Origin of the sequence: Streptomyces sp. NPDC059477 (assembly GCF_042749375.1) — a bacterium.
In the GTDB taxonomy this organism is placed as follows: domain Bacteria; phylum Actinomycetota; class Actinomycetes; order Streptomycetales; family Streptomycetaceae; genus Streptomyces.
This window is the reverse complement of record NZ_JBHYUG010000024.1, coordinates 63,255-73,713: the sequence shown is the minus strand read 5'-3', so window position 1 is coordinate 73,713 and position 10,459 is coordinate 63,255. Positions and strand designations below refer to the sequence as shown.

The window sequence follows — 10,459 nt, the reverse complement described above, 5'->3', positions numbered from 1 at the left end:
TGCACCGCGAGCGCCGGGTCCTATAACTCGGACCCTTACCAAAGAGCGGGGTCGCGGGCGCCCGCGTCGGGTTCGCCGTCGCCCAACCGCGGGTGGCGGGCGGCGCGCTGCTCGCCGACGAACTGTCGAAGATCAAGAGCATGCTGACGGTGAACACCTCACCCATCGCCCAGGCCGTCATCGGCGGCAAGCTGATCGCGAACGACTTCAGCCTGGTGGCCGCGAACGCCAAGGAGACCGCCGTCTACCAGGCCAACCTGGCGCAGGTGCTGAGCGGGCTCGCCGCCCGCTTCCGGGCCGCCGGCCAGGTGACCTGGAACGAACCCGAGGGCGGCTTCTTCGTCGTCGTCACCGTCCCGTTCACCGTGGACGACGCCTTCCTGGAGCACACGGCGAGCGAATACGGCGTGCTGTTCACGCCGATGCACCACTTCTACGGCGCGGGCACCGTCTCCCGGCAACTGCGGCTGTCGATCTCGACCCTGACGCCGGAGAAGATCGAGGAGGGCCTCGACCGGCTGGCCGCCGCCATCACCGCCCGGCTGACCGCCACCACGGGCGTCCCCACCGCGGACATCCCCTCTACTGGCGTCCCCACCGGGGCGGCCTCGTGATCCGCTCCCTGGCCGTCGTCGGCACCGGCCTGATCGGCACCTCGGTGGCGCTCGCCGCCGCCCGGCGCGGCCTCGCGGTCCATCTGCTCGACGCCGATCCCTCCGCCGTACGCACCGCCGCGCTGCTCGGCGCCGGAACCGCCCGGCCCCCCGACGAACCCGTCGACCTCGCCGTGCTCGCCGTCCCGCCGGGCAAGGTCGCCGACGTGCTCGCCGAACAGCAGGCGCGGGGCCTGGCCCACAGCTACACCGACGTGGCCAGCGTCAAGGCCGGACCCGAGCGCGAGGTCCTCGCCCGCGCCCCCCGGCCCACCCACTTCGTCGGCGGGCATCCCCTCGCCGGGCGCGAACGCTCCGGCCCGCTCGCCGCCCGCCCCGACCTCTTCCAGGACCGGGTGTGGGTGCTCACGCCCTCCCGGCTCACCTCCAAGCGCGCCTTCGACCGGGCGCTCGACCTGATCGCCCTGTGCGGCGGGGTGCCGACGGTGATGCAGAGCGGCGCCCACGACGAGACCGTGGCGCTCACCTCGCACGCCCCGCACCTCATGGCCAGCCTGGTCGCCGCCCGGCTCGGCGGACGCTCCCCGGTGACCGCGCTCCTGGTCGGGCAGGGCTTTCGCGACGCCACCCGGATCGCCCGCGGCGAGTCCCGGCTGTGGACCGACATCATCGAGACCAACGCCGCCGAGGTCGCCCGCGTCCTGGCCGCCGTGCACATCGACCTCACCGAACTCCTGGCCGCCGTGCGGGACCTGTCCGCCCGCGCCCCCCGCGACCGGGCCCGCAGCCGACGCGACCTCACCGCCCTCCTGGAACGCGGCACCGCCGCCCTGGCGGCCCTCCCCGCCCCCGCGAGGGGCCGCCCCGCCGCCGACACCGCGCACGTCGATGTCACCATCGCCGAGCGCCCCGGCGAACTCGCCCGGCTCCTCGACACCGCCGCCGCGCACGGCGCGAGCCCCGACACCGTCGCCGCCCCCCGCACCCCGCACGGCCCCGACGGCCCCCTGGTCATCCGCTTCGAGGTCACCCCGGCGGAGGCACACACCCTGTCCCGCAAACTGGCGGCGGCGGGCTGGGACGTCGTACCGGACGAAACGACGGCCGACGAGACCGAGCCGGCCTACGCCGCTGCCGCCACCTGACCCTGGCTGCCCCCAACCGCCCCCACTTGCCCATTGCCGAGCCTGAGCTGTCCCTACCCCGGCCCCACCGTGGCCCGAGCTGTCCCCATCCGGCCTCACCCCTGCCTCACCCCGGCCGCACCTCGGCCCCACCGTGGCCCGAGCTGTCGCTACCGGCTCCATCCGGCCTCACCCCGGCCCGAGCTGTCCCTATCCGGCCCCAGCCGGCCCCAGCCGCCCCCACCGGCCCCAGCGCCCCACCCCGGCCCAAACCGCCCCCGCCCGCCCCCACCCAGCCCGAAACCCTCCCCGGCCGGGTGGCGGGGGAGGGCAGGGGGTCCGGTCAGGGCCGGACCCGCACGGCGCCCCTCGCGGGGGATGGTCGAGGGGCACCCGTGATCGGGGGACGGTTTCCGCGTGACCGTCCGTCACGGCGTCGCCAGCGCCTCCGTCGGGGGCAGCCGGGCCGCGCGGACCGCCGGGTAGAAGCCCGCCAGCGCGCCGATGAGCAGGGTCGAGCCGACGCCCCCGGCCATCGCCCAGACCGGGACGACCGAAGGCCAGCCCTGGTAGGACGCGTAGCCGATGGTCACGGCGATGCCCAGGGTCACCCCGCCGACCCCGCCGAGCGCGGACAGCAGCTGTGACTCGCACAGGAACTGATTGCGGATCTGGCCCCGGGTGGCCCCCAGCGAGCGGCGCAGCCCGATCTCCGAGCGGCGCTCCAGCACCGAGATGACCATCGTGTTGGCCACCCCGACCCCGCCGACCAGCAGCGCCACCGCGCCGAGGCCCAGCAGCAGCCCGCTCAGGGTGTCGTCGGTGGCCTCCTTCGCGGCGAGCACGTCGGACGGCCGGGACACCGCCACCTCGTCCGGCTTCTCCGGGTTGGCGGTCGCGCCCAGGATGCTCTGCACCTGCGTGACCCGCGCCTCCACGGCCCGTACGTGGATCACCGTCGGGTAGCCGTCGAAGGCCAGGTGCTCCGCCGCGTAGGGCCAGCCCACCAGGGCCTGGGTGTCCAGTTCCGGGGTGAGGACATTGGGCGCGAGCAGCCCGATCACGGTGAACCAGCGGTCGCCGAGCCACACCTGGACATCGGCTCCGGCCCGGTTCACCCCGAGCTGTTCGGCGGCGCGCGGGCCGAGCACCACGGACGGGTACCGGTCGTTGGCCGAGTTGAGCCAGCGGCCGTCGGTCAGTTCGGCGCCGGTGGTCTCCGGCAGGTTGTTCCGCGCCGCGAACACGGCGATCCCGCTGGTCTCGGCCTCCGGGATGTGGTCGTTGCGGTACACCTTGGCGTCGACCTTGCCGAGCGCGCTCACCGACTCCACGTCCGGGATGTTCCCGACCATCTCCACCGACTCGGTGGGCAGATGGGAGGCGTCACCGCTGAGCGAGGGCCCGGGGGTGACCGACAGCAGATTGGTGCCCAGCGCGGCCAGCCGCCGGTTGAGATCCTCCGTGCTGGAGGTGGAGATACCGACCACGCCCACCATCGCCGCGATACCGATGGCGATGCCCAGCGCGGAGAGGAACACCCGCATCGGCCGGGCGCGCAGCCCGTACCCGCCCACCCGCAGCACATCGGCGGGGCTCATCCGGGCCGGGCGGGGCCGGTCGCCGCCGCCCGCCCGGCGCCGCTCGCCGCTCATCGCGCCACCCCGGACCCGCTCGCGCCGCCCGTGCGACCCGTGCCGCCGGAACCGCCCGTGCCGCCGGAACCGCCCGTGCCGCCCGTACCACCTGTGCCGATCGCCGGTGCTCCGCTCGACGCGGCTGCCAGCTCCCGGCCCGCGCCCGCGTCCCGGCCGCCGCCGCCCGCGTCCCGGCCCCCGGCGGCAGCCGAATCGTGCTCGATCCGCCCGTCCTTGAGCCGTACCTCGCGCGGCAGCGACGCCGCCACGTCCCGGTCGTGGGTGATGACGACGACCGTGGTGCCCGCCTCGTTCAGCTCGTGCAGCAGCTCCAGCACGGTCGCCCCGGAGCGCGAGTCCAGCGCGCCGGTCGGCTCGTCGGCCAGCAGCAGCGGCGGATCGCCCAGCACCGCGCGGGCGATGGCGACCCGCTGCTTCTCCCCGCCGGAGAGCTGATGCGGCTCGTGGTAGAGCCGGTGGCCCAGCCCCACCCGGCGCAGCGCGGTCTCCGCGAGCCGCCGCCGCCGGGTCCGCGGAATGCCGCTGTAGAGCAGCCCGTCCGCCACGCTGTCCAGCACCGGGATGCCCGCGGTGAGATGGAACTGCTGGAACACGAAACCGATCGTCTTGGCGCGCAGCGCCGACAGCTCCCGGTCGCTCAGCTCCGCCACCGCGTGACCGTCCACCCGGACCTCGCCGGAGGTGGGCAGACTGAGCGTGCCCATGATGTTCAGCATGGTCGACTTCCCGGACCCGGAGGGACCGACGATCGCGACCAGTTCACCGCGCCCGATCACCAGATCCGTGTCGGCCAGCGCGACGACCTCCCCGTACCGCTGGGAGACCCCCGTCAGCTCGACGACGTGCGGCGTCACTTGGGCACCCCCACGTCCAGGCCCTCCTTGATGCCGGACCCCTTCACCTCGACCAGGCCGCCCGCGAACATGCCCAGCTCCACCGGCACCTGCTCGCTGCCGCCGCCGGGTGAGGGCACCTCCAGGGCGTAGCCGCCGCCCGGCCGTGCCATCAGCGCGTTGACCGGCACCGCGAGGACGTCCCGGCGGCTGTCCGCCTCCAGGATCACGTCCACGGAGGCCGCCTGGTAGCGGCCCAGCTTGTCCTGGTCCTCGATCTTCAGCCGGACCGGGAGCGTCGCCTCGTCGGCGCCCTGCCCCTCGGCCCCGGACCCGGCCGCCGCGCTGCCCGGGGTGCCGATCTCGGTGACCTCGCCGAGCACCGTGCTGCCGTCCGGCAGCCGGACGGTGGCCTGCGAGCCCTCCTTCACCAGATCCTCGTGCCGCGGGTCCAGCTCCACGGAGACGATCCGCTCGGTGCCGGTCCAGGAGAGCACCTCGCCGCCGGCGAGGGCGCCGGGCGAGGTGCTCAGCTCCGCGACCCGCCGCGCCCCGGACGCCACCACCGCGTCCCCGGGCCGTACGGTCCCGGTCTCCTCGGCGTTGAGATCCTCCTGCCAGTCGCGGACCGCGTCGGCGGTGCCCGAGGTGTACTCGTCGTTCACCTCGAAGCCGGTGTAGCCCAGCTCGGACAGATTGCGCTCCAGCAACTGCACGTCGGCGCCCTCCACCCCGGGCTCCAGCGTCCGGTAGAACGGGATCGCCCCGTACAGCAGCGGCACCTTGCGCTCATTGACCCGGTACACGGCCTCGCCGCGGGTGAGCGTGTCGCCCTCGCCGGGCACCCAGGTGATGAAATCGCCGTCGGCGGCCGGGGCCTGCCCTGCGGCGGCCTGTCCCGACGCGGCGGCGGACGATCCGTCGGTGACGGGCGTCGGATCACCGTGCCCCAGCGTCCCGTCCACGGTCTCGGTGCTGGTCAGCGTCATCCGCTGGACCTTCGTCGTGGCGGCGGGCCCGTCCGGCGCGGAGGTCGCGGCGGCGGTGTCGTCCCCGCTGAACACGCCGGTCGCGGCCAGCCCCGCGGCGGCGGCCACGGCTATCGCGACCACCACCAGGAGCGCCGTACGGCGACGGCTGCGCCGGCGCCGCTCCACGGGCGGTGCGCCGGGCTCCTTGGTGTCCACGGCATCCGTGGCGTGCTCCGAGGTCGCGGGCCGCCGCGTCTCCTCGGCGACGGCCGGCGCCCGTTCCGCGTCGTCCCGCGCGACCGCCGGGACCCCGCCGGGTTCCACGACGGCCGGCAGGTGCCCGGTCTCGTCCTGCGTGGTCACTGGCCTCCGCCACCCTGGATCATCATGCTGCCGCCGGGCCACTTGTCCTGGCACGCGGTACGGGCCGACTGGAAGGCCGGGTCGGCCATCGTCAGCCCGGCACCCGCGAAGTCCAGCCCCATCTGGTTGCCGTTGATCTCCGGGTCCGGGAAGTTGGGGACCCCGTTGGCCCGGACGCACTCCGCCCAGGCGGCCACCTTCGTGGGATCGAGCGGCTCGCCGCCCTGGTCCTGCCCCTGGGCCTGCGGTACCGAGTCACGGCACGCCTCCATGGCGCCCTGGAACTCGGGTGAATTGGTGTCGACGCCGCCCGCGTCCATGCGGATACCGCCGTCGGCCTGCTGCGGGTCGGGGAACTCCGGCACGCCGTTGGCGCGCATGCACTCGGCGAACGCGAGGGCCTGGTCGAACTGGCTGTTCGGCGTCGCGGACGAGTCGGCGGCCACGTCGTCGGCGGCCTCCGACTCGCCGGAACAGCTGGTGATCAGGGCGCCCGTCAGCAACAGGGACACGGGAAGAAGTACACGCCCGATCAGGGCGCGACGATGTGTGGAGAACATGCGGTGAGTTGTACGCCCGGCCCGGTTACACGCGGGGAACAACCGCGTCCACCTGTTTCGCCTTCCCCACCTGTGGCCACGCGTTATTCCCCTGTTATGGCCGACGGGGCATCCTTGCCCGCATGAGAGTGCTGATTGTCGACGACCACCTCGAACTGGCCGAGACGATTGCCGCAGGACTGCGGCAGGAGGGCATGGCCATCGATCTGGCACTGGACGGCCGGCAGGCGCTGGAACAGGCCACCGTGTACGACTACCACGTGATCGTGCTCGACCGGGACCTGCCGCTGATGCACGGCGACGAGGTCTGCCGGGCGCTCATCAAGCACGGCTCCCGGGCCCGCATCCTCATGCTCACCGCGTCCTCCACCATCGCCGACCGGGTCGACGGGCTGAGCCTGGGCGCCGACGACTATCTGACCAAGCCGTTCGCCTTCGCCGAACTCGTCGCCCGGATCCGCGCCCTGGCCCGCCGCGCCCACCCCGCCGTGCCCCCGGTGCTCACCCACGGTGATCTGTCGCTCTCCCCGGCCGAGCACACCGTCTGGCGCGGCGGACGCCAGCTCGACCTCTCCCCGAAGGAGATGGCCGTACTGGAACTGCTGCTCGCCGCGCGCGGCGCGGTGGTCTCCGCCGAGGAACTCCTCGAACGGGCCTGGGACGATGCCACCGACCCGTTCACCAACACCGTCAAGGTGACCATCAGCCGGCTGCGCCGCAAGCTCGGCGACCCGCCCGTGATCGAGACGGTGCCGCATGTCGGATACCGGATCTGAGCCGGTGAGCCGATTCCGTATCCGCTGGTCGGCCCGGCTCCGCCTCACCCTGCTCTACGGCACCCTGTTCCTCGCCTCCGGCGCGACCCTGCTGGCCGTCACCTACCTCCTGGTGGTGCAGAGCCCCGCGTCCAAGGGCACCAGGATCACCGCCACGAACAGCTCGCGCAGCCCGGCGAAGCAGATGGCCACGGTGGAGGCCATGTTCGTCCTCGACCGCCAGCGCCAGGAGGCCCAGCGCACCCTGCTGACCCGCTCCGGGATCGCGCTGGGCGCCATGACCGGGATCTCCGGCGGCCTGGGCTGGGTGGTGGCCGGGCGGGTGCTGCGGCCGGTACGGGTGATGACCTCCCGCGCCCGGCGGATCTCCGCGCACAATCTGCACGAGCGGCTCGCCATGCCCGGCCCCCCGGACGACGAGCTGAAGAACCTCGGCGACACCTTCGACGGACTCCTCGCCCGGCTCGACGCGGCCTTCGACGCCCAGCGCCGCTTCGTCGCCAACGCCTCGCACGAACTGCGCACCCCGCTCACCCTGCAACGCACGGTGATCGAGGTCGCGCTCAGCAGCCCCGATCCCGACGTCAAGGCGCTGCGGGCGGTGTGCGAACGGGCGCTGGCCATCGGGGAGGACCAGGAGCGGCTGATCGAGGGACTGCTGACGCTGGCCAGCAGCCAGGGCGGGGTCTTCGCGACCGAGCCGCTGGACCTCGCCGAGGTCGTCACCGGCGTCCTCGACGACCTCACGCCCACCGACCGCGCGGACGTCACCGTGGACACCAAGCTCGCGGGCGCCGCGACCGAGGGCAACGCCAGCCTGGTGGAACGCCTGGTGACCAATCTCGTCGGCAACGCCCAGCGCTACACCAACCCCGGCGGCTGGATCCGGGTGACCACCGGCATGCAGGGCGGCACCCCGCAGGTCCGGGTGGTGAACAGCGGCCCCGTGATCCCCCGCGAGTCCATCCCCCTGCTCTACCAGCCCTTCCAGCGCCTCGGGCATCGCTCGGCCCGCGCCTCCGGCCATGGCCTGGGCCTGTCCATCGTGGCCGCCATCGCCAGCGCGCACCGCGCCCGCATCATCACCGAGCAGGGCCCGGAGGGCGGCCTGGACATCACCGTGGCGTTCCCCCGCCGGGGACAGGGCCTGTTCGAGCAGCCGTGAGCCGACGCGCCGGCGGCGGAGCGGCGGGGCGCCGCGGGGGCGCCGCCCTCAGGCAGGCCGCTGCAACACCGTCATGCTCCGGTCCACCAGCGTCAGCCGCTCGCCCGCCCGCACCTTGGGGCCGGTGCCCGGCGGCACCGGGTCGGGGCGGGCGGTGTCCACCACGATCTGCCACTGCTGCCCGTGGTCCACGGGCACCGCGAACTCCAGTGTGCGCGGCGAGGCGTTGAACAGCAGCAGGAAGGAGTCGTCGGCGATCCGCTCCCCGCGCGGCCCCGGCTCCGAGATCGCGTTGCCGTTGAGGAACACGGTCAGCGCCAGGGCGGGCGCCGAGTCCCAGTCCCGCCGGGTCATCTCCTTTCCCGAAGGGGTGAACCAGGCGATGTCGGACAGCTCGTCGTGGGTGCCCTCCACCTGCCGCCCGTGGAAGAAGCGCCGCCGCCGGAAGACCGGATGGTCCCGGCGCAGCCACACCATCGCCCGGGTGAACTCCAGCAGCCCCGCGTCGTCCGGGTCCGTCTTCTTCGGCCACCGCACCCACGCCAGCTCGCTGTCCTGGCAGTAGGCGTTGTTGTTGCCGTGCTGGGTGCGGGCGAACTCGTCGCCGTGGCTGATCATCGGCACCCCCTGGGACAGCATCAGCGTGGCGACGAAGTTGCGCATCTGCCGGGCCCGCAGCGCCCGTACCCCCGGATCGTCGCTGTCGCCCTCCGCCCCGCAGTTCCACGACCGGTTGTGGCTCTCGCCGTCCCGGTTGCCCTCGCCGTTGGCCTCGTTGTGCTTCTCGTCGTACGACACCAGGTCGCGCAGCGTGAACCCGTCGTGGCAGGTGACGAAGTTGATCGAGGCCAGCGGGCGCCGCCCGTCGTCCTGGTACAGATCGGAGGAGCCGGTCAGCCGGGACGCGAACTCCGCGAGCGTGCGCGGCTCGCCCCGCCACAGGTCCCGTACGGTGTCGCGGTACTTGCCGTTCCACTCGGTCCACAGCGGGGGGAAGTTGCCCACCTGGTAGCCGCCCTCGCCCACGTCCCACGGCTCGGCGATCAGCTTCACCTGGGAGACCACCGGGTCCTGCTGCACCAGGTCGAAGAACGACGACAGCCGGTCCACCTCGTGGAACTGCCGGGCCAGCGTCGCCGCCAGATCGAAGCGGAACCCGTCGACATGCATCTCGGTCACCCAGTACCGCAGCGAGTCCATGATCAGCTGGAGCACGTGCGGTGAGCGCATCAGCAGGCTGTTGCCGGTGCCGGTGGTGTCCATGTAGTAGCGGTGATCGGCCATCAGCCGGTAGTACGACGCGTTGTCCAGGCCCTTGAAGGACAGCGTGGGGCCCAGATGGTTGCCCTCGGCGGTGTGGTTGTAGACCACGTCCAGGATCACCTCGATCCCGGCCTCGTGCAGCGCCTTGACCGCCGACTTGAACTCCAGCACCTGCTGCCCGCGGTCGCCCCAGGACGCGTACGCGTTGTGCGGGGCGAAGAAACCGATGGTGTTGTAGCCCCAGTAGTTGTTCAGCCCCATGTCGACCAGCCGGTGGTCGTTCACGAACTGATGCACCGGCATCAGCTCCAGGGCCGTCACCCCGAGATCGGTCAGATGTCCGATGACCGCCGGATGGGCGAGCGCCGCGTAGGTGCCGCGCAGCTCCTCCGGCAGCCCCGGGTGCCGCATGGTCAGACCCTTGACATGGGCCTCGTAGATCACCGTGTGGTGGTACTCGGTCCGCGGCCGGCGGTCGTCGCCCCAGTCGAAGTACGGGTTCACCACCACCGACGACATGGTGTGCGGCGCCGAGTCCAGGTCGTTGCGCCGCTCCGGCGAGCCGAAGTGATAGCCGTACACCTCCTCGCCCCACCGCACCTGCCCGGCCACCGCCCGCGCGTACGGATCGAGCAGCAGCTTCGCCGAGTTGCAGCGCTGCCCGCGCTCCGGGACGTACGGTCCGTGCACCCGGAAGCCGTAGCGCTGGCCCGGCATGACGCCCGGCACATAGGCGTGCCGGACGAACGCGTCGGCCTCGCGCAGCTCCACGGCCGTCTCGGAGCCGTCGTCGTGCAGCAGACACAGCTCGACTCGGTTCGCGGCCTCCGTGAAGACCGCGAAGTTGGTACCGGCGCCGTCGTACGTGGCACCGAGGGGATACGCCTCTCCAGGCCAGACCTGCATGGTCACGACTCTTTCAGGTGCGGCCCCCACCTGGGGGCGCCTTGCGCGCCGAGTCTCCACGAAAGTGAGGGAACCTCCCCTGACCCAGCTCCCTCTTACCGGGCGACCTGGCCCGCCGTGACCGGCGCGGGGGGGGGGCGGGCGGGTGCGGCGCGCGCCCCCCCCCCCCCCCCCGCGGCGGGGGGGCCCCCCCCGGGGGGCGCAAGACCCCCACACCCACAGAGAG

Annotated in this window: 8 protein-coding genes and 1 pseudogene; 4 read left to right on the top strand and 5 right to left on the bottom strand. The window is 73.2% G+C overall.

All coding sequences use genetic code 11. The features are described 5' to 3' along the window. Positions 1-92 precede the first annotated feature (92 nt). Together ACFXAZ_RS15355 and ACFXAZ_RS15350 are read left to right on the top strand one after the other, a co-directional pair. On the top strand, positions 93-614 hold the full coding sequence (locus ACFXAZ_RS15355; protein ID WP_384590083.1) for an aminotransferase class I/II-fold pyridoxal phosphate-dependent enzyme: 522 nt from the start codon (positions 93-95) through the stop codon (positions 612-614). Beyond that, entirely contained in the window at positions 611-1,759 is a 1,149-nt protein-coding gene (locus ACFXAZ_RS15350; RefSeq protein ID WP_384590080.1) for a prephenate dehydrogenase, read from the top strand. The genes ACFXAZ_RS15355 and ACFXAZ_RS15350 overlap by 4 nt, the downstream gene beginning before the upstream one ends. A 407-nt stretch (positions 1,760-2,166) precedes the next feature. Here ACFXAZ_RS15350 and ACFXAZ_RS15345 read toward each other — a convergent pair whose 3' ends face one another. From ACFXAZ_RS15345 to ACFXAZ_RS15330, 4 genes and pseudogenes are all read right to left on the bottom strand, one after another. Then, a complete protein-coding gene (locus tag ACFXAZ_RS15345) occupies positions 2,167-3,393 on the bottom strand; it encodes an ABC transporter permease (protein WP_384590078.1) in 1,227 nt (408 codons plus the stop codon). 146 nt (positions 3,394-3,539) lie between these two features. Beyond that, a pseudogene (locus ACFXAZ_RS15340) lies at positions 3,540-4,250 on the bottom strand (ABC transporter ATP-binding protein); the annotation flags it as partial. Continuing rightward, positions 4,247-5,563 carry a peptidoglycan-binding protein gene (locus tag ACFXAZ_RS15335; RefSeq protein WP_384590075.1) on the bottom strand — a complete coding sequence of 439 codons (1,317 nt, stop codon included), beginning with the start codon at positions 5,561-5,563 and terminating at the stop codon, positions 4,247-4,249. The pseudogene ACFXAZ_RS15340 and the gene ACFXAZ_RS15335, both read right to left, overlap by 4 nt. Next, entirely contained in the window at positions 5,560-6,075 is a 516-nt protein-coding gene (locus ACFXAZ_RS15330; protein WP_384590072.1) for a hypothetical protein, read from the bottom strand. Before ACFXAZ_RS15330 ends, ACFXAZ_RS15335 begins: the two co-directional genes overlap by 4 nt. Before the next feature lie 170 nt (positions 6,076-6,245). Here ACFXAZ_RS15330 and ACFXAZ_RS15325 point away from each other — a divergent pair, with 170 nt between their 5' ends. Continuing rightward, a complete protein-coding gene (locus ACFXAZ_RS15325) occupies positions 6,246-6,899 on the top strand; it encodes a response regulator transcription factor (protein ID WP_384590069.1) in 654 nt (217 codons plus the stop codon). Between the two features lie 4 nt (positions 6,900-6,903). Beyond that, positions 6,904-8,064, top strand: coding sequence for a sensor histidine kinase (locus ACFXAZ_RS15320; protein ID WP_384590066.1), 1,161 nt, complete (start codon positions 6,904-6,906; stop codon positions 8,062-8,064). A 48-nt stretch (positions 8,065-8,112) separates the two neighbouring features. Here the strand turns inward: ACFXAZ_RS15320 and glgX are convergent, their stop codons facing one another. Then, a complete protein-coding gene (gene glgX, locus ACFXAZ_RS15315; RefSeq protein ID WP_384590064.1) occupies positions 8,113-10,233 on the bottom strand; it encodes a glycogen debranching protein GlgX in 2,121 nt (706 codons plus the stop codon). Positions 10,234-10,459 lie beyond the last annotated feature (226 nt).